Below are 25,921 nucleotides of genomic sequence, written 5' to 3' on the forward strand. Positions count from 1 at the left end.
CCAGGTCCGGGCGCCCGTGACCCGGGCGATTCTCTAATCTGGCTTAGAATCGAGGGATGGACGTGACCGAGCCTGCCCCGTCGCGCGCGGCGTCGAAGTCGGCGCAGACCCGGCAGCGCATCCTCGACGCGGCCGCGGAGGTGCTGTCGCGCAAGGGCTACGCCGGCACACGTCTCGCGGACGTCGCGGCCGTGGCCGGCGTGCAGGCACCGGCGATCTACTACTACTTCGCCTCCCGTGACGAGCTCGTCGAGGAGGTGATGTGGGTCGGGGCGCACCGCGTCCGGCTCCACGTCGAGGAGCGGTTGGCCGCCGTGCCGGAGGGCGCCTCGGCGATGGACCGCCTCATGGTCGCCGTCGAGGCGCACCTGCGGTTCGAGCTGCAGCTGTCGGACTACGCGACCGCCTCGGTCCGCAACGCCGGGCACGTCCCCGAACAGCTCCGGGTCCGGCCGGCCGCCGAGGAGGCCCAGTACACCCACCTGTGGCGGGACCTGTTCGTGGCCGCCCAGCAGGCGGGGGAGGTGCGGGCCGACCTCGACATCAACATCCTCCGGCTCCTGCTGCTCGGCGCCATGAACTGGGTCGTCGAGTGGTGGAACCCGCGGACCCGGTCGCTCGACGACCTGGTGGCCACCGCCCAGGGGATGATCCGGCACGGCGCCGGGACGTGACCGACCCGGCGTGCCGCGCCCCCGGGGGACCGCGTGGTGGAGGAGTGCCTCGGCGACGGGATCCTCACAGCCCCAGGCCGCGGCCGACGATCTCCTTCATGATCTCGGTCGTGCCGCCGTAGATGGTGGTGACGCGGGCGTCCTCGTAGTCCCGGGCGATGCGGTACTCGCGCATGTACCCGTAGCCGCCGTACAGCTGCAGGCAGCGGTCGACCACGTCGACGTACTGCTCGGTGGCCAGGAACTTGGCCCCGGCGGCGTCCTCCGCGCTGAGCCGACCGGCGTTGTGCTGGACGAGGCAGGCGTCCATGTAGGCCCGGGTGGCCCGTACGGCGGTGACCATGTCGGCCAGCTCGAAGCGGGTGTTCTGGAACGAGCCGATGGGCTGGCCGAACGCGTGCCGTTGCTTGACGTACTCGAGGGTCCGCTCCAGCACGCCTTCGCTGGCGGCGACGGCGGCGGCGGCGATGGAGACGCGTTCCTGCGGCAGGTTGCGCATGAGGCTCGCGAAGCCGGACCCCTCGGGGCCGAGCAGGTTCGCCGCCGGCACGCGGACGCCCTCGAACGCGAGCTCGCTGGTGCCCTGGGTGTGCAGGCCGATCTTCTCCAGCAGGCGGCCGCGGGAGAACCCGGGGGAGTCGGCGGGGATCACGAGCAGGCTCAGCCCCCGGTGCGGGTCCGGTCCGGTGCGCACGACCGTGACCACGAGGTCGGCGTCCTGCCCGTTGGAGATGAACGTCTTGGATCCGTCGACGACGTAGTCGTCGCCGTCGCGCACGGCCGACGTGCGGATCCCGGCGAGGTCGCTGCCGGCGCCGGGCTCGGTCATCGCCACGGCGACGAGGCTCTCCCCGGCCGCGATCCCGGGCAGCCAGCGCTGCTTCTGCTCGTCGTTCGTCAGGTCGGTGAAGTACGGGATGACGACGTCGTTCGCCAGGGGGATGTTGGCCACGCCGTCCGACACCGGGTGGCGGGAGAGCTCCTCGCCGACGACGGCGTTGAAGCGGAAGTCGTCCGACCCGCCGCCGCCGTACTCCTCCGGGATGCCGAGGCCCAGGATCCCTGCCTCGGCGGCCTGGGTGAACAGCTTGCGGTCGACCCGGCCCTCGCGTTCCCACCGCTCGACGTGGGGGCGGACGTTCTGCTCCACGAAGTCGTGCACCATCTCGCGCAGCTGCTCGTGCTCCTCCTCGTAGAGGGAGCGCGGCCCGAAGATCTGGCTCATGTCGTCTCCGATCGTCCTTGATCTCGACCTCCGTCTTTCTATAGCGTATTAGAAACGTCGCTGGCGCGCTGCTGGTCCCGTCGAAGATTTCTCGCCGTCAGGTCCAGGGATTGAACCGAGGTTAAGCATCGCGCCAGGGGAGCCCGGCAGAAGGAGGACCATGAGGATCGCCGTGCTGGTGAAGGTGGTGCCGGACACTTACGTGGACCGCACGTTGTCGCTCGAGACGGGGCTGGCCGACCGTGCCACCGCCGACCTGGTCCTCGACGAGATCGACGAGCGTGCCCTGGAGGTCGCGCTCCGCCATGCCGACGACCACCCCGACACCGAGATCGTGGCCGTCGCGATGACCCCGGAGGCCGGCGTCACCAGCCTGCGCAAGGCCCTCGCCCTCGGCGCCACGTCCGCTCTGCAGGTGGTCGACGAGCGACTCGTCGGCGCCGACGTCGTCCTCACCGCCGAGATCCTGGCTGCGGCGGTCCAGCACGTGGGCTTCGACGTGGTCCTGGCCGGGGACGCGTCCACCGACGGGTCCGGGGGAGCGGTGCCGGCGGCGGTCGCCGAGCTTCTCGCCGTCCCCGCCGCCACGGCGCTGTCCGAGGTGCACCTCTCGGACACCGAGGTCACCGGTGTGCGTGCCTCCGACGGTGCCGCCGTGCGTGTCGGCGCACCCCTGCCGGCGGTCGTGTCCGTCACCGAGGCGCTGCCCGAGGCCCGCCTGGCCGGGTTCAAGGGGATCATCGCCGCCAAGAAGAAGACCATCGAGACCGTCTCCGCGGCCGACCTCGGCGTCGACCCGGAGCCCGCCGACGCCGCCCGCTCGATCATGATCGCCGTCTCGGAACGTCCCCCGCGCACGGCGGGGACCAAGATCGTGGACAGCGGTGACGCCGCCGAACGGCTGGCGGACTTCCTGGTCGAGAACCGGCTGGCATGAAGGGGAACACGACCATGACCGACGTCCACGACGCGCCGATCCTGGTGCTGCTCGACCGTGACCCCGACGGCGCCCTCGCGGGCTCCAGCGCCGAGCTGCTCGGCGCGGCCGCCACGCTCGGCAGCCCCGTGGCGCTGATCCTCGGACCAGACGCCGACACCGAGGCCGCGTCGGCCGCCGTGCTGGGAGCACGGCGCGTGCTGACCGTCTCCGCGCCCGTCAAGGCCCTCGGGGTGCCCCGCGTCGACGCCCTCGCGGCCGCCGCGGAGCGCGTCCGCCCCGCCGCCGTGCTCGCCGCGCACTCGGTGGAGGGCCGGGAGGCCGCCGCCCGCTACGCCGTCCGGTCGCGGTCGGCGCTCGCGGTCGACGCCGTCGGCGTCTCGCGCGACGAGGAGGGGATCGTCACCCGCCACTCGGTCTACGGCGGCACCTACCTGGTCGACGCGGCCGCCACGTTCGGCGCACCGGTCGTCACGCTGCGCGTGGGGGAGATCGACGACCGTGCGTCCGCCGTCCCCGACGCCTCCGTCGAGGAGCTCGCGGTCACCGAGTCGGGGATCCCCGGCGCCGAGATCGTGGCGGTCGAACCCGTCGAGGTGACGTCGTCCCGCCCCGCGCTGCGCGGGGCCGAGAAGGTCGTCTCCGGCGGTCGGGGTCTGGGCTCCGCAGAGGGTTTCGAGCTGGTCGAGCGACTCGCCGACGCCCTCGGCGCCGCCGTCGGCGCGTCGCGGGTCGCGGTCGACAACGGGTACGCCCCGTCGTCGGCCCAGGTGGGCCAGACCGGCGTGTCGGTGTCGCCCCGGCTGTACGTCGCCCTCGGCATCTCCGGCGCCATCCAGCACCGCGCCGGGATGCAGACGGCTCAGACGATCGTCGTCGTGAACAAGGACGCCGACGCCCCCCTGTTCGAGATCGCGGACTTCGGCGTGGTCGGCGACGTGTTCGAGGTCGTGCCCCGGCTCGTCGCCGCCCTCGAGGCGCGGAGGAATTCATGACCGCCCTGCGGCGAGGACTGCCGCGCCGCCCGGGGGGCCCACCGTGGCCCCCGGCCGGCGAGGCCCCCGCCGACGCGTCCGCGGCGGCGGGCACCACCGTCGCTCCGGAGGCCTCCGTGGCCACCGGGACCGTCGAGCGTTCGGAGGCGGTGACCGCTGCGGGGGCGCCCGCGGAGGCATCCACAGGGTCGCCCGCCGTGCCGACCTCGCCCGAGACCGCCCTCGACGGCGTCCCCCTGCGCCGCGGCCTGCCCCGGGTGCCCGGGGGAGAGCCGTGGCCCCCTGCGGGCATGGCGCCGGCGTGGGCCTATCGGCCGCCGGAGCCGGAGCCGGAGCCCGTGCCCGAGCCGGCCACGCCGCCGCTCGTCGGGGCGGACCACGCGCCGGCCGCTGCGCAGCAGACGGGCACGGCCGCCGAGGACGAGCAGCTCCCGGCCGCCCGGCCTCGGCCGCCGCGCTGGGCCGGTCGTGCCCTCGTCCTGGTGGCCGGCGCCGTCGTCCTGGTCGGTGTCGCCGTCCTGGTCGCGCGGTGGCTGGTGCACCTGGAACCGGTGCAGGGCTTCCTGACCACCTATCCCGGCGACTACCCGCTCCCCGAGGGCTCCCCGGTGGGCATCCCCGCCTGGCTCTCCTGGCAGCACTTCTTCAACGTGTTCCTGCTGGTGCTGATCGTGCGCACCGGCTGGATGGTGCGCCGCCAGCAGCGGCCGGCCGCGTACTGGGCCCGGCGGGTCGCACCGCAGGAGCGCATCAGCATCATGTCCTGGGCCCACCAGGCGCTGGACGTCTTCTGGGTCGCCAACGGCGTGCTCTACGTCGTGCTGCTGTTCGCGACGGGGCAGTGGGTGCGGATCGTGCCGACGGACTGGAGCGTGTTCCCGAACGCGGTGTCCGCGGGTCTGCAGTACCTGTCGCTGAGCTGGCCCACGGACAACGGGTGGGTGCACTACAACAGCCTCCAGCAGCTGGCCTACTTCACCACGGTGTTCGTCGCCGCCCCGCTGGCGATCGCCACCGGCGTGCGGATGAGCGTCTCCTGGCCCTCGCGGCCCCGGCGGGACCGCCTGTTCCCCGTGGAGGTCGCGCGCCGGATCCACTTCCCGGTGATGCTGTACTTCGTCGCGTTCACCGTCGTCCACGTGTCCCTGGTCTTCGCCACGGGGGCGCTGCGCAACCTCAACCACATGTTCGCCGCCCGGGACGAGGTGAGCTGGGTCGGCTTCTGGCTGTTCGTCGCGGCGGTCGTGGTGATCGCCGGGGCGGCCGCCCTCCTGCGTCCGCTCTTCCTGGCCCCCGTCGCCCGCCGGTTCGGCACCGTCAGCCGGCGCTGATCGCGGACCGGTTGGGGACCGTGACGTCCGGGGCGTGGCCGTGCTCCTCCGCCAGCCTCGCCACGAGCTCGGCCAGGTCGGTCTCCCCGAGGTGCCCCTCGTCGAGGACCTCGCCGTCCGGTCCGAAGACCGTGTAGGTGCTCATGCCCGTGACCTCGCGCTGCTGCCACAGCGTGCCTTCGGAGCCGACGACGTAGGTGACGTGCGGGACCACCCGGGCGGCCACCTCGATGGTCTCGAGGCCGTCGGGGCCCTCGAAGGCGATGACGGCGAGCTGGTCCGCGTGCTGCTCCGCCAGTCCGGACAGGTGCGGGTCCGGGGCCTGGCAGGTGGGGCACCACGGCGCCCAGAACCAGTGCACGGTCGGAACGTCGGGCGCGACCGCGGCGTCGGCAGCCCCGACGACGTCGTCCCCGACGGACACCGACGAACCGGGCTCCTGCCCGGTGCACGCGGTCAGGACGGCCCAGGCGATGACGAGCGCGGCCAGGCGCCTCATGACCCCAGTATGCCCAGGACCGCGTGCGGTCGCTCCGGACCGCCGGCAGCCCCGGGGGTCAGCCCTCGGCGCGGAGCAGGGCCACTCGGTCGCGAGCTGCGCGCCGAGCCGCCCAGCGGTCCACCAGCGCGTGGGCGGCGAGCTTGACCCGGTCGTTGACGAGGAACCACACGAGGGCGTAGGCCCAGACGAGCCCCGCGCCGGCCCAGCCGATCGGGGCCATGAGGAACCCGGTCGCGGCGATCACGGTGGCGATCGCCTGGGTGCCCAGCACGGCGGCCACCAGCACCGGGGCCGGAGCCGGACGCGACCAGAACGGGCCGCGGGTGCGGGTGACGAAGATCGTCAGGTGCCCGGCCACGGACAGCTTGAGGTAGATCAGCGTCTGGATCAGCTCGCGGTCGAGGTCCAGCGCGAGGTCCGCCACGAGGAACAGCAGGAACGACGCCACGACACCGGCGAGCCCGAGCGCGGTGGCGACCGTCAGCACGGACCCCATGCGCCAGCGCGCGGGGCGGTCCGAGCCGCGGACGTGGTCGTAGGCGATCGTCAGGATGGCCGCGTCGTTGAGCACGGCGAGCAGGACGATCATCACGGCCGTCACGGGGAAGAAGTCGAGGAACACGATGGCCAGCGTGATGAGCAGCAGCACCCGGATCGTCTCGGCGATGCGGTACGTCGCGTAGCTGGTCATCCGCGCGAAGATCTCCCGCGCCATGCGGATGGCGTCGACGATCACCGACAGACCAGGGGCCATCAGCACGACGTCGGCGGCCGACCGGGCGGCGTCGGTCGCGTCGGAGACGGCGATCCCGGCGTCGGCCTGCTTGAGCGCGGGGGCGTCGTTGACGCCGTCGCCGGTCATCGCCACGATGCGGCCGCGGCGCTGCAGCAGCTCGACGATGCGGTACTTGTGCTCGGGGAACACCTCGGCGAACCCGTCCGCCTCGGCCACGAGCCGCGCCCGGGTGTCCTCGGGGGTGTCCTCGTCGCCCAGCGCGGACGCCGGCAGGATCCGGTCGCCGAGCCCGACCTGCCGGGCGATCTCCGCCCCGATGGCGACCTGGTCCCCGGTGACCATCTTGACCTCGATGCCGAGGTCGCGGGCGGCGCCGATCGTCTCCCGGGAGTCCTCCCGCGGCGGGTCCGCGAGCGGCAGCACCCCGAGCAGATGCCACCGGTCGGCCCGGTCGGTGCGGGCCACGGCCAGGGAGCGGTACCCGCGCCGGGCGAACTCGTCCACCTGCCGGGCGGACTCCGCCACGGCCGGGTCGTCGCCGCACAGCGCGGCGATCATCTGCGGGGCTCCCTTGCTGACCCGGAGGGTGCGGCCGTCCTCCTGCTGCACGGTGGCCTCGGTGCGCTTGCTCACCGGGTCGAACGGGGTGAAGTGCAGCAGCCGACCGGCCGAGGTCTCGTCCGGGTGCTCGGCGGCGGCGAGGACGGCGAGATCGATCGGGTCCCGGTCCTCGGCGCGCGAGGCCAGAGCGGCGGCGGCGAGGAGCTCCGCCGCTTCGACGCCGGCGGCGCACCACGGCTCGCCGACGGCGAGCCGGTTCCTGGTCAGGGTCCCGGTCTTGTCCGAGCACAGCACGTCGATCCCGCCGAGCTCCTCGACGGCCGGCAGGTGGCTGACGACGGCCTGGCGGCGGGCGAGCGCGCGGGCGCCGACCGCCATCGTCACCGACAGCACGGCCGGGAGCGCGACGGGCACGGACGCGATGACGACCACCAGGGCGAACTGGAGGATCTCGGCGAGGTCGTTGCCGCGCAGCAGTGCGACGACCGACGTCAGCGTGACCAGGGTGACCGCGATGACGATGAGGTACCGGCCGATCCGCAGCACCGCGCGCTGGAAGTGGCTGACCACCCCGGCGCTCTCGACCAGTGTCGCGGTCCGGCCGAAGTAGCTGTCCTCACCGGTGGCGTAGACCACCGCGTCCGCCTCGCCGCGCGTGATCACCGAGCCGGACCACGCGGCGTCACCCTCCCCCCGGGTCACGGGGAGCGACTCGCCGGTGAGCGCCGACTGGTCGACCTGGAGCTCGGCGTCCTCCAGCAGCCGGACGTCGGCGGGGACGACGTCGCCGAGCCGGAGGCGGACCACGTCGCCGGCCACGACCTCGCGGACCGGCACCGTGGTCCACGCACCGTCCCGGCGGACCCGGGCCGACGTGGCGAGCCGCTCCTGGAGCGCTTCGATCGCCCGCGTCGCCTGGTGCTCCTCGCTGAACGCCACCGCCCCGTTCATGGCCAGCAGCACCCCGATGATCACCGCGTCGGACCAGCTGCCGAGGACGAGGGAGAGCACCAGGGCGGCCTCGATCATCCAGGGGATCGGACCCCAGAAGTACCCGGCCAGCACCAGCAGCGGGTTCTTCCGTCGCTCGATGATCTCGTTGGCCCCGTACCGGTCCAGCCGCTCCGTGGCCTCCGCGGTGGTCAAGCCGGACGGGGTGGCCCCCAGCTCCTCGAGGAGGTCCTCCAGGGGAAGGCTGGAGAGGTCCGCCGTGCTCACCGCGCCTCCTGGTCTCGAACCTGGTGGTTCTCGGATAGTGGGCACGTCCGTCGTGACTCGCACTCGGGTGGGTACGTCCCGGCGGTGCCGTTGCGACCGGTACCTTGTCCCCGTGTCGACGATGGAGAACGACTGCCTCTTCTGCCGGATCGTGAACGGTGACCTCGAGGCCTCGGTCGTGCACCGCGACGCCATGATCATGGCGTTCATGGACCTCATCCCCGTCTCGCCGGGCCACCTCCTCGTGATCCCGGTCGAGCACCACGAGGCGATCACCGATCTGCCTGCGGAGGTCGGGGCGCGGATGTGGTCGTTCGCCCACCGTGCCGCCTCGGCCGTCGTCCACGTGGGCAAGGCGACGGGCGTCAACCTGTGGATGGCGCAAGGGCGTGACGCGCAGCAGTCGGTGTTCCACTCGCACCTGCACGTGATCCCGCGCGTGGCCGGTGACGGGATGGTCGTCTCCGCACCGGACCGGGTCGCCGATCGGGCAGCGCTCGACACGGTCGCCGAGGCGCTGCGCGTACGGCTCGCGGGCTCGGACCCAGGAATCAGCTCCCACACCCCCCGAGAAACGAGGGCACCAAAGTGACCGACGCACGCTTCGACCTCACGCGGGACGACGGAGTCGTCACCGTCGAGCTCGCCGGACGGGACGGGAAACCCGTCATGGATCCGGAGTTCTTGACGGAGCTGCACGACACGTTCGTCGAGCTCGACCAGGACGACGAGGCGCGGGTGATCGTGCTGCGGGGCACGCGCGGCAACTTCTCCTACGGGCTCGACCTCGCGGCGGTGGCGGGGATGTTCGGCCACTTCCTCAGCAAGGACGACGCCGACACGCGGCAGCAGGTTCACGCCACGGTCAGGCGTTGGCAGGCGGCCATGACCGCCGTCGCCTCGTGCCGCAAGCCCACGATCGCCGCCATCGAGGGATGGTGCCTGGGCGGGGGCGTCGACCTGGCCGCGGCCTGCGACATCCGGGTGGCCTCGGCGGACGCGACGTTGAGCATCAAGGAGGCGAGGCTCGCGATCGTGGCGGACCTCGGAAGTCTGCAGCGACTCGTGGGGGTGATCGGTGACGGCCATCTGCGGCAGCTCGCGCTGACCGGCGAGGACATCACCGCCGAGCGCGCCGCACGGATCGGCCTGGTCAACGACGTCTATCCGAGCTCCGAGGAACTGATGGCTGCCGCCCACGCGCTCGCCTCGACCATCGCCCGCAACAGCGCGCTGACCATGCGCGGGATCAAGGATGTGCTGGACGCCGAGCGTGGTCCGCGCGTGGAAGCCGGCCTGCGGTACGTCGCAGCCTGGAACTCGGCCTTCCTCGCCAGCGACGACCTGCTGGAGGCCATGGCAGCCATGCGGGAAGGTCGCGAGCCGACGTTCCGATGACGCAGGACGCCCTGGCGCCCACCGTGGAAGGTGGGGCCAGGGCGTCCGCGTGACGTCCTCGTGTCGGTGTCAGCAGCGTGTCACGTCCAGACGTGTCACCTGCTGCGACCTGCGAGACCGATCAGATGTCGTAGTACAGCTCGAACTCGTGCGGGTGCGGGCGCAGACGGATCGGGTCGATCTCGTTGGTGCGCTTGTAGTCGATCCAGGTGGCGATGAGGTCCTCGGAGAAGACGTCGCCCTGGGTGAGGAACTCGTGGTCCGCCTCGAGGGAGTTCAGCGTGCCCTCGAGCGAGCTCGGGACCTGGGCGATCTCCGCGTGCTCCTCCGGGGGCAGCTCGTAGAGGTCCTTGTCGACCGGGGCCGGCGGCTCGATGCGGTTCTTGATGCCGTCGATGCCGGCGAGCAGCATCGCGGAGAACGCGAGGTAGGGGTTGCTCGACGGGTCCGGCACGCGGAACTCGACGCGCTTGGCCTTCGGCGAGTTCCCGGTGATCGGGATGCGGATGCAGGCCGAGCGGTTACGGGCCGAGTAGACCAGGTTGACCGGCGCCTCGAAGCCCGGCACCAGGCGGTGGAAGGAGTTCGCCGACGGGTTGGTGAAGGCGAGCAGCGACGGGGCGTGCTTGAGCAGACCGCCGATGTACCAGCGGGCCATGTCGGACAGGCCGCCGTAGCCCTTCTCGTCGTAGAACAGCGGCTCGCCGTTCAGCCACAGGGACTGGTGGGAGTGCATGCCCGAGCCGTTGTCGCCGAAGATCGGCTTCGGCATGAACGTCACCGACTTGCCGGCCTCGAAGCCGACGTTCTTGATGACGTACTTGAACTTCATCAGGTCGTCGGCGGCGTGCAGCAGGGTGTTGAACTTGTAGTTGATCTCCTGCTGGCCGGCGGTGCCCACCTCGTGGTGCGCACGCTCGACGTCCAGGCCCACCTGACCGAGGGTGGCGACCATGTCGTCACGCAGGTCGGCGAAGCGGTCACCCGGGGAGGTGGGGAAGTAGCCACCCTTGTAGCGGGTCTTGTAGCCGAGGTTCCCGCCCTCCTCGTCGCGGCCGGTGTTCCAGGCGGCCTCGACCGAGTCGATGCTGTAGAAGCCGGACTGCGACGAGGTGCCGAACTTGACGTCGTCGAAGATGTAGAACTCCGCCTCGGGGGCGAAGAACGCGGTGTCCGCGAGGCCGGTGGAGGCGAGGTAGGCCTCAGCCTTGGCGGCGATGTTGCGCGGGTCGCGGGCGTAGGGCTCGTCCGTGAACGGGTCCACGATCGAGAAGTTCATCACGAGCGTCTTGCGCTTGCGGAACGGGTCGATGAACGCGGTCTTCACGTCCGGCACGAGCTTCATGTCCGACTCGTGGATCGCCTGGAACCCGCGGATCGAGGAGCCGTCGAACATGAGGCCCTCGGTGAAGGAGTCCTCGTCGAACTGCGCCACGGGGATGTTGAAGTGCTGCATGACGCCCGGAAGGTCGATGAACCGGACGTCGATGAACTCCACCCCCTCGTTGCGGGTGAAGGCGATTGCCTCCTCGGCATTGGTGAACATGCATGCGCTCCTTGATGGGACGGTGCCAGGTGGCTCGGCTCCCTCGACGCTAGAGCCGTGGCATTACTCTTGCATAGCGCCGGTGTTTCGTCCGCGTTACGTAGACGGCCGAAACCCCGACGTAGAGTGTGTTCATGCCGTCACGCGAGGAATTCGGGTCGTGGTTGACCGGTCGGGGCGTCCCGAGGGATGAGACGTCCGGGACCGATTCCCTGGGTCTGCCCACCTCCGGGCCGGGGTCGCCGGCCCGGATCGGGCGGCGCGTCGTGGCGCTCGTCGTGGACTGGGCGGCCGCCGGCGCCATCAGCTACGCGTTCTTCTCCTACGACGCCGGTGCGACCCTGGCGATCTTCTTCGCCATGAACCTGCTGCTGGTCAGCACGGTCGGCACGACGCTCGGGCACCGGCTGCTCGGTCTGCAGGTGCGCCGGCTCGGCGTCGAGGGCCCGCACCTGGTCGGGTTCGGGCGCGGGGCGATCCGCGCGGTGCTGGTGTGCCTCGTCATCCCGGCCGTGGTCTGGGACACCGACGGCCGGGGTCTGCACGACAAGGCGGCCGGGACCGTCATCGTGCGTCGATGAGGGTCCCGGCCGCCTGACGGTGGTCCGGAGGGGGTGTCAGCGCCCGCGCATGCCCTTGCGGTCGGGGCGGGCGTTCATCGGGTCGACGCCCTTGGGCACCGGCAGGCGCATGCCGCCGAGGGACTTGAGACGCTTGCCGACCTCCGCGGCCTCGGCGCGGGTGAGCTGCTTCTTCATCCGCTGGACCTTGCGGGCGACCTTGGGCAGCGGGACCTGACCCTCCTCGTCACCCACCTGGATGGTCGTGACGGGGACGTTCGGCAGGATGCGCGCGGCGCGCTTGCGCTCGTCGGCGAGCATCCGCTCCACGCGGTGCGACGGCCCCTCGGAGACCAGCACGACGCCGGGGCGCCCGACGCCGCGGAACACGAGGTCCTGCTGCCGGTTGACCGCCACGGGCTCGTCGTCGAAGTTCCAGCCGCCACGGACGGTGCCCAGCGCGGCACGGACGGCACCCGGCTGCCCGGCGATCTGGGTGTACGCCGCACGCTCCGCCTTGCGCGTCAGGACGAACATCGCGGCGAGCAGGGCGAACGGCAGGCCGATGATCCCGGCGTAGATGACGTTGTCGGTCAGGGCGCCGATGAGCAGCGCCACGGCGAGGATGCCGATGAAGACCGCCAGCATGATCCAGGTGACCAGCGGGTCCTGACGTCGGGTCATCTGGTACGCCGACCACACCTGGTGGTACCAGCGCTGCTTCTTGGGCTTCTTCTGCTTCTTGGTGGACGCGTCGGCGGGCTCGCCGGCGTCGGACTTCGTGCGGGCCATGGTGGTCGATTCTACTGGGCGCGCGGGGCGACGAGGCTCGCCGCCTCCTGCCGTGCGGTGGTCGGTTCGGTCAGATGAGCGAGGGCGTCCGGCACGGCCTGGCCGCGCTTCGTCATCGCCTGGCCCCACAGGCGCCCGGCCCGGTAGGAGGAGCGCACCAGCGGGCCGGCCATGACCCCGAGGAACCCGATCTCCTCGGCGTAGTCGCTCAGCTCGACGAACTCCTCGGGGCGCACCCAGCGGTCGACGGGGTGGTGGCGCACCGACGGCCGCAGGTACTGGGTGATCGTGATGAGGTCGCACCCGGCGGAGTGCAGGTCGTCCAGCGCGGACTTCACCTCGTCGATCGTCTCGCCCATGCCGAGGATGAGGTTGGACTTGGTGACCAGCCCCGCGTCGCGCGCCCGCGTCAGCACCGACAGGGAGCGCTCGTAGCGGAACGCGGGCCGGATCTGCTTGAAGATCCGCGGCACGGTCTCGACGTTGTGCGCCATCACCTCGGGGCGCGACTCGTTGACCTGGTCGAGCAGCTCGGGGATCGCGTTGAAGTCCGGGATGAGCAGCTCGACGCCGGTGCCGGGGTTGAGCTCGTGGATCTTGCGGACCGTCTCGGCGTACAGCCAGGCGCCGCCGTCGGGCAGGTCGTCACGGGCGACACCGGTGACGGTGGAGTACTTCAGCCCCATCTCGCGGACGGACTCGGCCACGCGGCGCGGCTCGTCGGCGTCGAAGGCGGCGGGCTTGCCGGTGTCGATCTGGCAGAAGTCGCACCGGCGGGTGCACTGGTCACCGCCGATGAGGAACGTCGCCTCGCGGTCCTCCCAGCACTCGAAGATGTTGGGGCAGCCGGCCTCCTCGCAGACGGTGTGCAGGCCACCACCCTTCACCAGGCCCTTGAGCTCCTTGTACTCCGGGCCCATGACCGCACGGGTCTTGATCCACTCGGGCTTCTTCTCGATCGGGGTCTCGGCGTTGCGGGCCTCGACGCGCAGCAGGCGGCGGCCCTCGGGTGCGATGGTCACGGCGTCGTTCCCTTTCGTCGACGTCTGTCAGCCTACGACGGCGCCACGCGGCTCCGGCGCGACGTCGACGGGGGCGGTGGTGACTTCGGTCACCAGCGGGGTCAGGTGGGTCAGGAGGGCGTCGGTCAGGGCGTCGCGCACGTCGTCGACGGTGATCCGCCGCCCGGTCTCGGCCGACAGCGAGGTGACGTCGGCGTCGTCGATGCCGCAGGGCACGATCGCGTCGAACGCCGCCAGGTCGGCGTCGCAGTTCAGGGCCAGGCCGTGCATGGTCACGCCGCGGGCGACGCGTGCCCCGATGGCGCAGACCTTGCGGGCCCGGCGGGGTGTGCCGTCCGGTCCGCCGTCGTCGGCCGCGAACCACACCCCCGAGCGTCCCTCGACCCGGATCGGGTCGAGGCCGAACCCGGCGCACACCTCCATGACGGCGGCCTCGAGCGTGCGCACGTAGACCACGACGTCGACGGGGGAGCGCAGGGGCACGATCGGGTAGGCGACGAGCTGGCCGGGGCCGTGCCAGGTGATCTTCCCGCCGCGGTCGACGTCGACCACGGGGGTGCCGTCGGTGGGGTACTCGTCCCGGCGGGTCCGGCGTCCGGCGGTGTAGACGGAGTCGTGCTCGAGCAGGAACAGGCGACCGGGGTCCTCCCCGGTCTGCACGGCGGCGTGCGTTCGGCGTTGGAGCTCCCAGGCCTCGTGGTAGTCGACGGTGCCCGGCAGCGAGACGACGTCCATCCCGGCAGCCTACTGCCCCACGGAGGTGCCGGGTTCCGCGCGCTGGGCACGCACCATGTCCACGAGGATCTCGCGCAGCGTCGCGACCTGCTCCTCGTCGAGGCCGCGGGAGGTGAGGTCCTCGGCGGGCTGGAACTGCGCGGCCTCCAGCGCGACGCGCCGGCCGGTGTCGGTGATGGTCACGGCCCGGCGGCGTCGGTCGCGCGGGTCGTCGGCGCGGACGACGTAGCCGGACCGCTCCAGGCGCGCGACGATGCGGCTCATCGTCTGCTCGGTGACGCCGTTGCGCGAGGCGATCTCGCGCTGCGTGAGCGGCCCGGCCAGGAGGTGCAGGAGCACGGGGTGCCCGGCGTGGTTGAGGTCCCAGGTGGCCAGGTGGGCGTTCCAGTCCTGCTCGATCCGGCGCGCGACCGTGAAGAGGAGCCGCCCCGTGGGCCACTGGCCCGGCTCCTCGCTCGTGGGGTCCGGCTCCCCGGGCCGGCGCGTCTCGTTCTTCACTTGCGTGATGTCCTCCGATTCCCCATCATACTCAGCATGCTGAGTAAAAGGTGGGCGGGCATCGCCCGCGGTCTCGTCATTCTTGCAGCGATCGGCGTCTGGCTCGCCGTCGGAGCCTTCGGAGGGCAGGCCCAGGGCAACCTGAGCAGCGTCCAGGAGAACGACTCCGCCGCGTTCCTGCCCGAGAGTGCCGAGTCGACCCGTGCGGGCGAGCTCGCCGCCGAGTTCACCGACGACACGACGCTGCCCGCCCTCCTCGTGGCCGAGGCCGGTGACGGCGCGACGCTGACCCCCGAGCAGCTCCAGGACGCGCAGGCGTACGCCGAGGCCGTGCCGGACGCCCCGCTCGAGGGCGCCACGGGCGACGAGCCCGCCACGGTCGGGGAGGCCAGCATCGCCGACCCGGTGGTCATCCCGTCCGAGGACGGCGAGGCGGTGCTGGTGCTGGTCTCCCTCGACGCCTCGCTCGCCGACGAGGCGATCGGCGAGGAGGAGGCCAGCGTGGCCGAGGCCGCCGTCACGGCCATGCGCGACCTCGCCGAGCAGGGCTCCGGCGACGGCGGGCTGGCCGACTCCGGGCTCGAGTCCTGGGTGACCGGTCCGGCCGGCTTCATCGCGGACCTCACCAGCGCGTTCGGCGCCATCGACACCGTGCTGCTGCTGGTCGCCCTCGGCGCCGTGCTCATCATCCTGGCCCTGGTCTACCGCTCGCCGTTCCTGCCGTTCGTCGTCATCTTCACCTCCGTGCTCGCGCTGTCCCTCGCGGGCCTGGCGGTCTACCAGCTCGCGGCGAACGACGTGCTGACCCTCAACGGCCAGTCCCAGGGCATCCTGTCGATCCTCGTGGTCGGCGCCTCCGTCGACTACTCCCTGCTCGTCGTGGCCAGGTACCGCGAGGAGCTGGGACGGCTGCAGTCGCCCTACACGGCCCTGCGCCGCGCCGTCCGCGCGTCGTTCGAACCCATCACGGCCAGCGCGGTCACCGTCATCGCCGGTCTGCTCTGCCTGCTGCTGTCCGACCTGTCGTCCAACCGGAGCCTGGGTCCGGTCGCCACCATCGGCATCGTCGCGGCGTACCTGTCCGCGCTCACGCTGCTGCCGGCCCTGCTGCTCGTCGGCGGGCGCCGCGCCCGCTGGGTGTTCTGGCCCCGGATCCCCCGGGTGCCGGCCGGTGCGACGGCCGACGGCTCCGCCGCGGAGTCCGCGCCCGTCGCGGAGCAGCCGGCGAAGCCCGGCCGTGGGCGTCACGGCGCCGAGGACGACACCCCGGCGGTCGCCGGGCACGGGCTCTGGTCCCGTGCGGCAGGCTTCGTCGGTCGCCACGACCGACCGGTCTGGATCGTCACCGCGCTCGTGCTCCTCGCCGGTGCCGCCTTCGTGCCCACGCTGAACGCCGGGGGGACGGGCGACTCCGAGGTGTTCCTGACCCAGGTCGACTCGGTCGACGGCGAGGAGGTCCTCACCGCCCACTTCGAAGGTGTCTCCACCCAGCCCGTCACCGTCATCACCCCCGAGGGAGACCTCGATGCCGTCGTCGAGGCCGCGGAGAGCACCGAAGGGGTCTCGGAGGCGACCCCGGTGACCGACCAGCCGGCGCCGGCCCCGGGCGCGCCGGCCGGAGGCGACCCGCTCGTGGTGGACGGCCTGGTCCGCGTGGACGTCATCACCGACGCCCCCTCGGACAGCCAGGAGGCCACCGAGGCCGTCGCGGCGCTCCGGGACTCGGTGGAGGGCGTCTCGCCCGACACGCTCATCGGTGGTGCGGCCGCCGAACGCCTGGACACCCAGCAGGCCGGTCAGCGTGACCTGCGCGTCATCGTGCCCGTCGTGCTGATCGTCATCCTGTTCATCCTCATGCTGCTGCTGCGCTCCGTGCTGGCCGCCGCGCTCCTCATGGGTGCCAACGTGCTGTCCTTCGGGTTCGCCCTCGGCATCTCGGCGATCCTGTTCAACAACGTCTTCGACTTCCCCGCGACCGACCCCAGCGTCCCGCTGTACGCGTTCGCGTTCCTCGTCGCGCTCGGTGTCGACTACTCGATCTTCCTCATGACCCGGGTGCGGGAGGAGAGCCTGAAGATCGGGACGCGACCGGGGGTGCTGCGCGGGCTCGCGGTCACCGGGTCGGTGATCACCTCGGCGGGCGTCGTGCTCGCGGCGACGTTCGCCGCCCTCGGGGTCATCCCGCTGGCGTTCCTCGCCCAGCTCGCCTTCATCGTCGCCTTCGGCGTGCTGATCGACACCCTCGTGGTGCGCAGCCTCCTCGTGCCCGCGCTCGTCCACGACATCGGCGACCGCACGTGGTGGCCCTCCCGACTGGCGCGTCGCCCGGTGGCGGCCGAGCAGGGGTCCGGCACCATGGGCACATGATCACGCCACGCGTCGCCATCATCGGGTACGGGGGAGCGGGCCGGGGCATCCATGCGGCCCTGGCCCGCGAGGCCGGGCTCCCGGTGACCGGTGTCGTCACCCGCGACCAGGGCCGCCGGACCCAGGCCGCGGGTGACTGGCCCGGTGCCCGGCTGTACGACGACCTCGACGACCTGCTGGCCGCCCGCTCGACCTACGACGTCGTCGTGGTCGCCAGCCCCAGCCAGCTGCACGCGAAGCAGGCGGCGGCGCTGGCCCGGGCCGGGGTGCCGTTCGTGCTGGACAAGCCCATCGGGGTCGACGCCCACGAGGCGCGAGCCGTGGCGGCCGAGGCGGACGCCACGGGCACGCCGTTCACGGTGTTCCACAACCGCCGCTGGGACCCCGAGCAGCTCACGCTCGCCGCGCTGCTGGGGCGCGGCGAGCTGGGCGACGTGCACACCTTCGAACGGCACTGGGAGCGGTGGCGGCCGGTCCCGCGCAAGCGGTGGAAGGAGAACGACCCCGACGGCGGCGGCCTCCTGCTGGACCTCGGACCGCACCTGGTGGACTCCGCCACACGGCTCTTCGGCCGGGTGACCGACGTGTGGGCCCAGCTGCGAGCGCTGACCACCCCGACGGAGGACGACGTCTTCCTCGTGCTGACCCACGAGGCCGGCGGCGGGCTCGCCGCCAGCCGGCACCCCGTGGTCTCTCGGCTCTGGGCTGGTTCCGTCGTCGCCGCGCCCGGCCCGCGCACCCGGGTCCTCGGCAGCGAGGGCGCCTACCTGGTCACGACCTTCGAGCAGGACGCCTCCCCGCTCGAGCGGTTCGACGACGAGGCCCCGGCGGGCACCCACGGCTGGTTCACCCGCGGCCGCGACCGGCGCCCCGTGCCGACCGCCCCCGGCGGGCACGCCGACTTCTACCGGGCGCTGGGTCCCTGGCTCGACGGGGAGGAGCCGGCACCCGTCGACCCGGCCGACGCGGTGCGCACCGCCGAGGTGCTCGACGCGGCGCGGGTGGCCGCCCGCCAGGGGCGCCGCGTCGAGCTCTGACCCGGGCCGTCCCGCTGCTGGTCGCCGCGGAGCCTGTGGACGACGCCTGCGGGCGGGTGCTCCCGGGGTGTTGCATGACCTCGTGCAGACCGACACCGTCCTCGCCGTGCCGCCCGACGCCGCTGCCCGCGACGCCCTGCTGGACCGGTTGCGACGGCTCGCCGACATCGATGCCGCCCGCGTCGAGCCCGTCGGCGCCGCCGTCGCCCGTCCCGACGGAGCGTTGGTCGTGCCGCGCGGTGCCGCGTCGGCGACGGACCTGGCCACCGTGCTCGCCGTGCGGGGCCGGTGCGACGGTCCCGAGGCCGCCGGGCTCGCGGCCGACCTCGCCCAAGGGCTCGCGACCCTGCACAGCGCCGGTGTCGTCCACGGGGGCCTCGACGTCGGGGACGTCGTCGTCGACCTGAACGGCCGGGCGCTGCTGCGGCCGCGGCTGACGCCGCCGCACGACGCCGACCGCGCCTCCGAGAGCGAGGACGTGCACGCCCTGGCCCGGCTGGTCGAGACGCTGTGCGCCCGGGCCGGGTCGGATACGGACACCGCGCTGCGGGCCGTCCTCGCCCCCGCGCTGGCCGACGACCCGCGCGTCCGTCCGGAGGCCGGGACGCTCGCCGCGCGCGTGCACGACGAGCTGGACCCGGAACCGCTGCGTCTGCCCGAACCGGCGGCCCTCGCGGCCGCCGCGCTCGCGAGCGGCCGGCAGCGTCCGGGGACCGACCCCTCGGACGGCGAGCCGCGGCACCGCCGGGCCCGGCGCCCCGGTGAGGACGGGGCCGGTTCCGCGCCGGTGCCCGGCACCCGGGCGACGCGGCGGTCGCATCCCGCCGGGAGGGCTCGGCACCGGCCGGCGTCGGTGTGGCGTCCGGCGCTGGCCGGCGCCGGTGTCCTCGTCGCGGTGGCCTTGCTGGTCGGCGGAGGGCTGGCGTTCACCGCGGCGCCCGGACCGGGGGAGGACCGCGGAGCCCGGGCGGGCCTCGCGGCCGCGAGCACGCCGTCGGCCGCGGTGGCGGCATCTGCCGGCCCGGCACCGGGCGCCGGCACGGGGGCCGAGCAGGTGACGACTGACCGGGAGGACCCGGCCGCTGCCGCCGCCGAGCTGACCCGGCGCCGCGCGGGGCTGCTGGCGGGGGAGCACGACGTGGCGGAGGTCGCGGTGCCGGGCACCCCCGCCCACGCGGCGGACACGGCGTGGCTGGAGCGTGCGAGGGCGTCCGGGACCCGGCTGGTGGACGCGCGGGTCACCGTCCTGTCCGTGCGGCTGGCGGGGGCTCCGACGCCGGACCGGGCCGAGGTCGTCGTGCGCTACGTCGTCGAGGAGCACACCCAGGTCGGCGCGGACGGCGAGGTCGTGACCGTGCCGGCCGGTGAACCGAGGACCGACACGCTGCGCCTGGCGTGGACGCCGGACGGCTGGCGGGTGACCGACGTCGTGTGACCGGACCGCGACGGCGTGTCCGGGCCCAGGACGACGTCAGGGGCGAGGACCGTGCGGTCCTCGCCCCTGACGGGTGGTGCGTCAGCCGGTCAGAGACCGACCTCGGACTCGAAGGCGCCCTCCTCGATGCGGTTCTTCACCGCGGTGAGGAAGCGGGCGGCGTCGGCGCCGTCGACCAGGCGGTGGTCGTACGAGAGGAACAGCATCGCCATCTGGCGGATCGCGATGGTCTCCTCGCCGTCGGCGGTCGTGATGACCACGGGCTTCTTCGTGATCGTGCCGGTGCCGAGGATCGCCACCTGGCCGACCGGGACGATCGGGGTGTCCCAGAGGGCACCGCCGGAGCCGGTGTTCGTGATGGTGAACGTGGCGCCGCTGAGGTCGTCCGGACCGATCTTGTTGTCGCGGGTACGGGCCGCGAGGTCGCCGATCTGGCGGGCGATGCCGGCCAGGTTGAGGTCACCGGCGTTCTTGATGACCGGGACGACCAGGCCGCGCTCGGTGTCGACGGCGATACCGACGTTCTCCGAGCCGTGGTAGGTGATCTCGCCCTTGTCGGTGTCGATGGAGGCGTTGACCTTCGGGAAGGCCTTGAGGGCCTCCACGGCCGCCTGCGTGTAGAACGGCAGGAAGGTCAGGTTCGCACCCTCGCGGGCCTTGAAGTCGGCCTTGGCCCGCTGACGCAGCTTGGCCACCTTCGTGACGTCGACCTCGACGGCGGTCGTGAGCTGGGCCTGGGTGTGCAGCGCCTCGTGCATGCGCTCGGCCACGACCTTGCGCAGACGCGACATCTTCTCCGTGGTGCCGCGCAGCGGCGAGACCTCGGGCACGGTCGGCTTCTTGGGCTCCGACGACGCCGGGGCGGACGCGGCCGGGGCGGAGGCCTTCTCGGCCGCCGCCAGGATGTCCTCCTTGCGGATGCGGCCACCGACGCCGGTGCCCTGCACCGTGTCGACGTCGACACCCTTCTCCGCGGCGAGCTTGCGCACCAGCGGCGTCAGGTAGGAGCCGCGGCCACCGGCAGGCTTCTCCGCGGCCGGCTCGGCCTTCGGCTCGGGCTTCTTCTCCGGAGCCGGCTTCTCGGCGGGCTTCTCCGCCGCGGGCTCGGGCTTCTTCTCGGGCTCGGGCTTCGGCTCGGGCTTCTTCTCCGGCTCGGCCTTCGGCTCGGCCTTCTTCTCCGGCTCGGGCTCCGGCTTCTTCTCGCTCTTCTCGGCCGCGGGGGCGGCACCCGAACCGACGATCGCCAGGACGGCGCCGACCTCGACGGTCTCGTCCTCCTCGACCTTGATCTCCTGCACGGTGCCCGCCACGGGGGAGGGGACCTCGGTGTCGACCTTGTCGGTGGAGACCTCGAGCAGGGGCTCGTCGACCTCGATGCTGTCCCCGACCGCCTTGAGCCACCGGGTCACGGTGCCCTCGGTGACGGACTCGCCCAGGGCCGGGAGCGTGACCTCGGTGCCCTCGCCGCCACCCGATGCCGGCTGGGAGGACTCCTCCGTCTCGGCGGGAGCGGACTCCTCGGCGGCGGGAGCGGACTCGGCGGGGGACTCCTCCGCGGCGGGGGCGGACTCGGCGGGGGACTCCTCCGCGGGCGCCGACTCGGCGGACTCCTCGGCCGGGGCCTCCTGGGACCCGCCGTCGGAGGACCCCGAACCCGAGCCGTCACCGATGACGGCGAGCACGGCGCCGACCTCGACGGTCTCGTCCTCCTCGGCGAGGATCTGCTCGACGACGCCGGCCACGGGGGAGGGGACCTCGGTGTCGACCTTGTCGGTGGAGACCTCGAGCAAGGGCTCGTCGACCTCGACGGTGTCGCCGACGGACTTGAGCCATCGCGTGACGGTGCCCTCGGTGACGGACTCGCCGAGCGCCGGCAGCTGCACGTTCTCAGACATGACCTGTGGAGTCTCCTTCGATCAGTGGGTCGAGCGAGGCGCCGGAGCCGGTCGGCCGGAGGCTCGACCGACTCCTGTCCGGTAGCCGCGTTCCTGGGTCACTGCGTGCCATCTTGTCACTACCTGCGTCCGCCCCCCAATCGGGCGCCTGCGCAGAGCTGTGATGCTGGGTACATCGTGGTCCACCACGGTGTCTTTGCTGGCGTCGACACCCGGAACGTCGTGAAACGGCTGCTCCGCGCGGCACCGCCGGCTCCCCCGTCGTCCGCCCGGGGCGGGTAGTCTCGCGAACATGTCGTTGAGGTCTGCTCTGGACCGTCTGCTCGGTCGGTCGGAACCGTCGTCGCCGGCCCCGTCCGGCGGGGGTGGACGCGCCGCCGCCGTCGCGCACCTCGAGGAGTTCGTCCGCACCCGCGTCGGTGTCGAGGCCTATGTCGAGCCCCCCAACGCCCAGACCCCCAGCACGGTGCTGCTGGTGGCGACCACGGGGGAGTGGACGCGCCGCCGCGTGCCCGACGAGCGCACGGGGTTCGAGGTGGCCCGGTCCCTGGGCGTCCCGGTCTACAACGTCCGGTTCACCGGCTACCCCCAGCGCATGCGCGACTGGAACTCCGCGCAGCGCCAGGAGCGCAAGGGGCGATAGGACCCCGGGCAGCACGAAGGGCCGGACCGACAGCTCCCCCGGTCGCGCTCACGGGCGCTGGGCGCCCTCCGCTTCCGGTCTGACGACCGGGGGAGCTGTCGGTCCGGCCCTCGTCGCTCGGTGCGCCGGAGCCGGTCCGGTCAGTCGGTGGTGATGCCCCGGCCCTCGAGGAAGCCCACCAGCGTGCGCAGCCCCACACCGGTGCCGCCGGCCGGGGTGTAGCCGAAGGCGGCGGAGTCGTTGAACGACGGGCCGGCGATGTCGAGATGGGCCCACGGCGTGTCCTCGACGAACGACCGCAGGAAGATGCCGGCCGAGAGCATGCCGCCCCAGCGCTCGCCCACGTTGGCGATGTCGGCGGTCTTGGACTTGAGGCCCTCGGCGAGCTCCTCGGGCAGCGGCATCGGCCAGAACTGCTCACCGACGGTGTCGGCGGCGACCTTGACCTCGTCGCGGACGTCGTCGGTGCCCATGACGCCGCCGACCCGCTTGCCGAGCGCCACCATCTGGGCGCCGGTCAGCGTGGCGATGTCGAGCACGACGTCGTGACCGTCCTCGACGGCCGAGACGAGGCCGTCGGCCATGACCAGGCGGCCCTCGGCGTCGGTGTTGAGCACCTCGACCGTCTTGCCGCCGCGGATCGTGATGACGTCGCCGGGCCGCTGGGCGTTGCTGCCGGGCATGTTCTCGGCGAGGCACAGGTAGCCGGTCACGGCGACCGGGAGTCCGAGCCGGGCCGCGGCGAGCACCGCGTGCAGCACGGTGGCCGCACCGGCCATGTCCGACTTCATCGCGTCCATGTTGGCGGCGGGCTTGATCGAGATGCCGCCGGTGTCGAACGTGATGCCCTTGCCCACGAGCGCGATGCGGGTGGCGGGCTTGGAGGGGGAGTAGGTGAGCTTGACCATCCGCGGGCCGCGGGAGGAGCCCTGGCCGACGCCGGTCAGGCCGCCGTAGCCGCCGGCGGCGAGCTGCTTGTCGTCCAGGACCGTGATCTTGACGCCCTTGACGCCGAGGTCCTTGACGGCGGCCTTGGCCGCGTCGACGAACGACGCCGGGTAGAGGTCGTTCGCGGGGGCGTTGACGAGGTCGCGCGTGCCGTGCACGGCGGCGGCCAGCACCTCGGCGCGGGCCGCCGCGGCCTTGGCGCGGGCCGAACGGGCGAACGGCGTCGCGACCTGCAGGGTGGTCACCGGGGCCAGCTTCGCCGACGCCTTGTCGTCGCGGTAGGTGGTGTACGCGTACGCCCCGAACAGCGCACCCTCGACGACGGCGCCGAGCTCCTCCTCGTCCACCGCCGGCAGGGCGACGACGGCCGACGTGGAGCCGGCCAGCGAGCGCACGGCCGCACCGGCAGCACTCCGGAGGGTCTCGCGGTCGAAGGTGCCGTCCGCGTCCCGCTCGCCGAGGCCGGTTAGGACCAGCACGTCCGCCGCGACGTCCTTGCCGGCGGGCACCGTGCGCACCTCCTGCCGGGCGCCGGTCACGCCGAGGCGCGGTGCGAGGGTCTCGAGCTGCTCGACCAGCGAGGCGGGCAGCTGGTCGGCCACGACGGCCACGCCGTCGGAGGTCGAGCAGGTGCCCACGACGAGCGCGTCGGCAGCGAGGGAGGTCGGATTCTTTCCGGTCAGAGTGAGGTCAGCCACGCGCACCAGGCTAACCGGTCGCCCCCACCACCGGGTACGCGACGGGTAGTCTGCCGACGTGGTCCTTCCGCTCCTCGTCCTCGCCCTGGTGCTGTGCGGGCTGCTCGCCGGCTGGGCCGCCTGGTTCGTCGTGCGCGACCGGGCGGTCATCCTCAAGCAGCTCTTCGGTGCGGCCGCGGTCGAGGCGGTGCTCCTGGTCCAGGCCGTCGTGGCGGCGATCCAGCAGGCCGGCGGCCACGCGGTGGACGGGCCGCTGTTCTGGGGGTATCTGCTCACCGCCGCGATGCTGCTGCCGCTGGCCGCCCTGTGGGCCTTCGCCGAGCGGACCAAGTGGTCCTCGGTCGTGCTCTGCGTCGCCGCGCTGACCGTCGCGTTCCTGGAGTGGCGCCTCTGGGTGATCTGGGAGGCCGGCCTGTGAGCGACGAGCGGCCCACCACGAGCGGCGGCTTCGGCCGGTTGCTCGTGTCCGTGTACGGCATCCTCGCCCTGGCCGCGCTGGGCCGCTCGAGCTACCAGGTGCTGACCAAGCTCGCCGAGGCGCCCGCCGCCTATCTGCTGTCCCTGGTGGCCGCCGTGGTGTACGTCGTGGCCACCGTCGCGCTCGCGCTGGGCGGACGGGGGACGGGCTGGCGAGGTGTCGCCTGGGGCGCCGTCGTCGTCGAGGCGGCGGGTGTGCTGACCGTCGGTACGCTGTCTGTGACCCACCCGGAGTACTTCGCCGAGGCGACCGTGTGGTCGGGCTTCGGTCAGGGCTACGGGTACGTCCCGCTCGTCCTGCCGTTCGTGGGTCTGTGGTGGCTCTGGCACACTCGCCCCGGACGCACCGCCCCGGAGTCCGCGCCGGTCCGACCGACGGAGGCCTGATGACGCCGTACACCCTGCTGTTCCAGACCGTCCTGCGGCGGATGGACCCCGAGCGTGCGCACGACCGCGCCTTCCGCGCGATCGAGGTCGCCGGCAAGGTGCCGCTGCTGCGCGACGTCGTGCAGGGCGCCCTGGCCCCCTACCTCGGTCGCGGCATCGGCGGTCCCGGCAGCGTGGAGGTGCTCGGCCGGACCGTGCCGGCACCCTTCGGCCTGGCCGGCGGGTTCGACAAGAACGCGCGGGCCGTGCGCGGGCTGACCATGCTGGGCTTCGGGTTCGTCGAGGTCGGCACCGTCACCCCGCGCCCGCAGCCGGGCAACGAGCGGCCGCGCATGTGGCGCGAGCTCGACGTGCGCGGCGTGCGCAACCGGATGGGGTTCAACAACGACGGCGCCGTGGAGATGGCCGAGCGGCTGCGGGCGCTCCGCTCCACCCGGGCGGGTCGCGCCGTCATCGTCGGGGTGAACATCGGCAAGAACAAGTCCACCCCCGCCGCGGACGCGGCCGGTGACTACGCGCGGTGCGCGCGGATGCTCGCCGAGCACGCCGACTACCTCGTCGTCAACGTCTCCTCGCCCAACACGCCGGGGCTGCGCGACCTGCAGACGGCCGACGAGCTGCGCCCGATCCTGACCGCCGTCCGTGCCGCGGCGGACGAGGCGACGGCGCTCGCCCGCGTCGGCCGGACCCCGCTGCTGGTCAAGATCGCCCCGGACCTGTCCGACGAGGACGTCGACGCCGTGGCCGACCTCGTCACCGAGCTCGGCCTGGACGGCGTCGTCGCCGTCAACACCACCGTCGGCCACGACCGCGGACCCGGCGGGCTGTCCGGCCCGCCGCTGCTCGCACGCGGGCTGGAGGTCGTGCGCCGGCTGCGCGGACGGCTCGGACCCGACCCGGTGGTGATCGGCGTCGGGGGTGTCACGGACGCCGACGACGTGCGTGCCTACCTGCGCGCCGGCGCCGACCTGGTCCAGGGCTACACCTCGTTCGTCTACCGCGGGCCCTTCTGGCCGTCCAGGATCAACCGCGCCCTGACGCGGTCCCCGGGGTCGTCCAGCGCCGGGACGATGGCATGATCCGGCCCCGTTGGGAGTGGGCCCTCGACGACGACACCGGTGCGCCGCTGACGGCGCCGCTCAGCCCCGCGTTCACGACGCAGTACGACGCCGAGGAATGGCTCGGCGAGCACTGGCGCACGCTGGCCGAGACCGGTGCCGCCCGGGCGCGGCTGCTGCACGACGGGGCGCAGGCCACGCCGACCGTCGAGCTGCGCAAGCCCTGAGGTCCCTCGGCGCGGCGGC

Annotated in this window: 25 protein-coding genes; 15 read left to right on the top strand and 10 right to left on the bottom strand. The window is 72.9% G+C overall.

Annotation, left to right across the window (positions count from 1 at the left end; genetic code table 11):
* The first annotated feature begins 56 nt into the window (after positions 1-56).
* Entirely contained in the window at positions 57-674 is a 618-nt protein-coding gene (locus HLI28_RS13305; RefSeq protein WP_171248045.1) for a TetR/AcrR family transcriptional regulator, read from the top strand.
* Positions 675-738: 64 nt separating this feature from the next.
* Here the strand turns inward: HLI28_RS13305 and HLI28_RS13310 are convergent, their stop codons facing one another.
* A complete protein-coding gene (locus HLI28_RS13310) occupies positions 739-1,899 on the bottom strand; it encodes an acyl-CoA dehydrogenase family protein (protein WP_171248046.1) in 1,161 nt (386 codons plus the stop codon).
* A 160-nt stretch (positions 1,900-2,059) separates the two neighbouring features.
* Here HLI28_RS13310 and HLI28_RS13315 point away from each other — a divergent pair, with 160 nt between their 5' ends.
* The 3 genes from HLI28_RS13315 to HLI28_RS13325 all read left to right on the top strand — a co-directional run bounded on the left by HLI28_RS13315 (position 2,060) and on the right by HLI28_RS13325 (position 5,162).
* Positions 2,060-2,836 (top strand): electron transfer flavoprotein subunit beta/FixA family protein, encoded by a 777-nt coding sequence (locus HLI28_RS13315; RefSeq protein ID WP_171248047.1) that lies wholly within the window; start codon positions 2,060-2,062, stop codon positions 2,834-2,836.
* 14 nt (positions 2,837-2,850) lie between these two features.
* Positions 2,851-3,831, top strand: coding sequence for an electron transfer flavoprotein subunit alpha/FixB family protein (locus tag HLI28_RS13320; RefSeq protein WP_171248048.1), 981 nt, complete (start codon positions 2,851-2,853; stop codon positions 3,829-3,831).
* Positions 3,832-4,028: 197 nt separating this feature from the next.
* Entirely contained in the window at positions 4,029-5,162 is a 1,134-nt protein-coding gene (locus tag HLI28_RS13325) for a cytochrome b/b6 domain-containing protein (protein WP_343035834.1), read from the top strand.
* Here HLI28_RS13325 and HLI28_RS13330 read toward each other — a convergent pair.
* Positions 5,149-5,661, bottom strand: a complete 513-nt coding sequence (locus tag HLI28_RS13330; RefSeq protein ID WP_171248050.1) for a TlpA family protein disulfide reductase — start codon at positions 5,659-5,661, stop codon at positions 5,149-5,151. The two genes, HLI28_RS13325 and HLI28_RS13330, sit on opposite strands and share 14 nt — an antisense overlap.
* Before the next feature lie 58 nt (positions 5,662-5,719).
* Positions 5,720-8,179, bottom strand: a complete 2,460-nt coding sequence (locus tag HLI28_RS13335; protein WP_216077734.1) for a plasma-membrane proton-efflux P-type ATPase — start codon at positions 8,177-8,179, stop codon at positions 5,720-5,722.
* Positions 8,180-8,300: 121 nt separating this feature from the next.
* Here HLI28_RS13335 and HLI28_RS13340 point away from each other — a divergent pair, with 121 nt between their 5' ends.
* Together HLI28_RS13340 and HLI28_RS13345 are read left to right on the top strand one after the other, a co-directional pair.
* A complete protein-coding gene (locus HLI28_RS13340) occupies positions 8,301-8,771 on the top strand; it encodes an HIT family protein (protein WP_171248317.1) in 471 nt (156 codons plus the stop codon).
* Entirely contained in the window at positions 8,768-9,577 is an 810-nt protein-coding gene (locus HLI28_RS13345) for a crotonase/enoyl-CoA hydratase family protein (RefSeq protein WP_171248051.1), read from the top strand. Before HLI28_RS13340 ends, HLI28_RS13345 begins: the two co-directional genes overlap by 4 nt.
* 121 nt (positions 9,578-9,698) lie before the next feature.
* On the opposite strand, the gene glnA is transcribed toward HLI28_RS13345, so the two are convergent.
* Positions 9,699-11,123, bottom strand: coding sequence for a type I glutamate--ammonia ligase (gene glnA, locus HLI28_RS13350; RefSeq protein ID WP_171248052.1), 1,425 nt, complete (start codon positions 11,121-11,123; stop codon positions 9,699-9,701).
* Positions 11,124-11,257: 134 nt separating this feature from the next.
* Here glnA and HLI28_RS13355 point away from each other — a divergent pair, with 134 nt between their 5' ends.
* Positions 11,258-11,704: an RDD family protein gene (locus HLI28_RS13355; protein ID WP_171248053.1), complete on the top strand. Its 447-nt coding sequence runs from the start codon at positions 11,258-11,260 to the stop codon at positions 11,702-11,704.
* Between the two features lie 36 nt (positions 11,705-11,740).
* Here the strand turns inward: HLI28_RS13355 and HLI28_RS13360 are convergent, their stop codons facing one another.
* The 4 genes from HLI28_RS13360 to HLI28_RS15630 are packed head-to-tail and all read right to left on the bottom strand — an operon-like array spanning position 11,741 to position 14,730.
* Positions 11,741-12,475 (bottom strand): DUF4191 domain-containing protein, encoded by a 735-nt coding sequence (locus tag HLI28_RS13360; RefSeq protein ID WP_171248054.1) that lies wholly within the window; start codon positions 12,473-12,475, stop codon positions 11,741-11,743.
* Between the two features lie 11 nt (positions 12,476-12,486).
* Positions 12,487-13,497, bottom strand: a complete 1,011-nt coding sequence (lipA, locus tag HLI28_RS13365) for a lipoyl synthase (RefSeq protein WP_171248055.1) — start codon at positions 13,495-13,497, stop codon at positions 12,487-12,489.
* 27 nt (positions 13,498-13,524) lie between these two features.
* Positions 13,525-14,232, bottom strand: a complete 708-nt coding sequence (gene lipB, locus HLI28_RS13370; RefSeq protein WP_171248056.1) for a lipoyl(octanoyl) transferase LipB — start codon at positions 14,230-14,232, stop codon at positions 13,525-13,527.
* A gap of 9 nt (positions 14,233-14,241) precedes the next feature.
* The gene (locus tag HLI28_RS15630; protein ID WP_171248057.1) at positions 14,242-14,730 is read right to left on the bottom strand and encodes a MarR family winged helix-turn-helix transcriptional regulator; all 489 of its coding nucleotides are present in this window, start codon (positions 14,728-14,730) and stop codon (positions 14,242-14,244) included.
* Positions 14,731-14,766: 36 nt separating this feature from the next.
* Here HLI28_RS15630 and HLI28_RS13380 point away from each other — a divergent pair, with 36 nt between their 5' ends.
* From HLI28_RS13380 to HLI28_RS13390, 3 genes are all read left to right on the top strand, one after another.
* Positions 14,767-17,097 (top strand): MMPL family transporter, encoded by a 2,331-nt coding sequence (locus HLI28_RS13380; protein ID WP_171248058.1) that lies wholly within the window; start codon positions 14,767-14,769, stop codon positions 17,095-17,097.
* Complete coding sequence (locus tag HLI28_RS13385; protein ID WP_171248059.1) at positions 17,094-18,134, top strand: Gfo/Idh/MocA family protein; 1,041 nt, start codon at positions 17,094-17,096, stop codon at positions 18,132-18,134. Before HLI28_RS13380 ends, HLI28_RS13385 begins: the two co-directional genes overlap by 4 nt.
* Before the next feature lie 82 nt (positions 18,135-18,216).
* Positions 18,217-19,569, top strand: coding sequence for a hypothetical protein (locus HLI28_RS13390; protein WP_171248060.1), 1,353 nt, complete (start codon positions 18,217-18,219; stop codon positions 19,567-19,569).
* An 89-nt stretch (positions 19,570-19,658) separates the two neighbouring features.
* Here the strand turns inward: HLI28_RS13390 and sucB are convergent, their stop codons facing one another.
* Positions 19,659-21,464 (bottom strand): 2-oxoglutarate dehydrogenase, E2 component, dihydrolipoamide succinyltransferase, encoded by a 1,806-nt coding sequence (gene sucB / locus HLI28_RS13395; RefSeq protein WP_171248061.1) that lies wholly within the window; start codon positions 21,462-21,464, stop codon positions 19,659-19,661.
* Between the two features lie 292 nt (positions 21,465-21,756).
* On the opposite strand from sucB, the gene HLI28_RS13400 reads away from it, so the two are divergent.
* Positions 21,757-22,107, top strand: coding sequence for an oxidoreductase (locus HLI28_RS13400; RefSeq protein WP_171248062.1), 351 nt, complete (start codon positions 21,757-21,759; stop codon positions 22,105-22,107).
* A 140-nt stretch (positions 22,108-22,247) separates the two neighbouring features.
* Here the strand turns inward: HLI28_RS13400 and HLI28_RS13405 are convergent, their stop codons facing one another.
* Entirely contained in the window at positions 22,248-23,753 is a 1,506-nt protein-coding gene (locus HLI28_RS13405; RefSeq protein WP_171248063.1) for a leucyl aminopeptidase, read from the bottom strand.
* Between the two features lie 58 nt (positions 23,754-23,811).
* Between HLI28_RS13405 and HLI28_RS13410 the strand changes: the two genes are divergently transcribed.
* The 4 genes from HLI28_RS13410 to HLI28_RS13425 are packed head-to-tail and all read left to right on the top strand — an operon-like array spanning position 23,812 to position 25,902.
* Positions 23,812-24,171 (top strand): hypothetical protein, encoded by a 360-nt coding sequence (locus tag HLI28_RS13410; protein ID WP_171248064.1) that lies wholly within the window; start codon positions 23,812-23,814, stop codon positions 24,169-24,171.
* Positions 24,168-24,617, top strand: a complete 450-nt coding sequence (locus tag HLI28_RS13415) for a hypothetical protein (RefSeq protein WP_171248065.1) — start codon at positions 24,168-24,170, stop codon at positions 24,615-24,617. The genes HLI28_RS13410 and HLI28_RS13415 overlap by 4 nt, the downstream gene beginning before the upstream one ends.
* A complete protein-coding gene (locus HLI28_RS13420; protein WP_171248066.1) occupies positions 24,617-25,696 on the top strand; it encodes a quinone-dependent dihydroorotate dehydrogenase in 1,080 nt (359 codons plus the stop codon). Before HLI28_RS13415 ends, HLI28_RS13420 begins: the two co-directional genes overlap by 1 nt.
* Positions 25,693-25,902 (top strand): hypothetical protein, encoded by a 210-nt coding sequence (locus HLI28_RS13425; protein WP_171248067.1) that lies wholly within the window; start codon positions 25,693-25,695, stop codon positions 25,900-25,902. The genes HLI28_RS13420 and HLI28_RS13425 overlap by 4 nt, the downstream gene beginning before the upstream one ends.
* Positions 25,903-25,921: the final 19 nt, after the last annotated feature.

The sequence above is a fragment of the Isoptericola sediminis genome, from assembly GCF_013085345.1.
Lineage (GTDB): Bacteria > Actinomycetota > Actinomycetes > Actinomycetales > Cellulomonadaceae > Isoptericola > Isoptericola sediminis.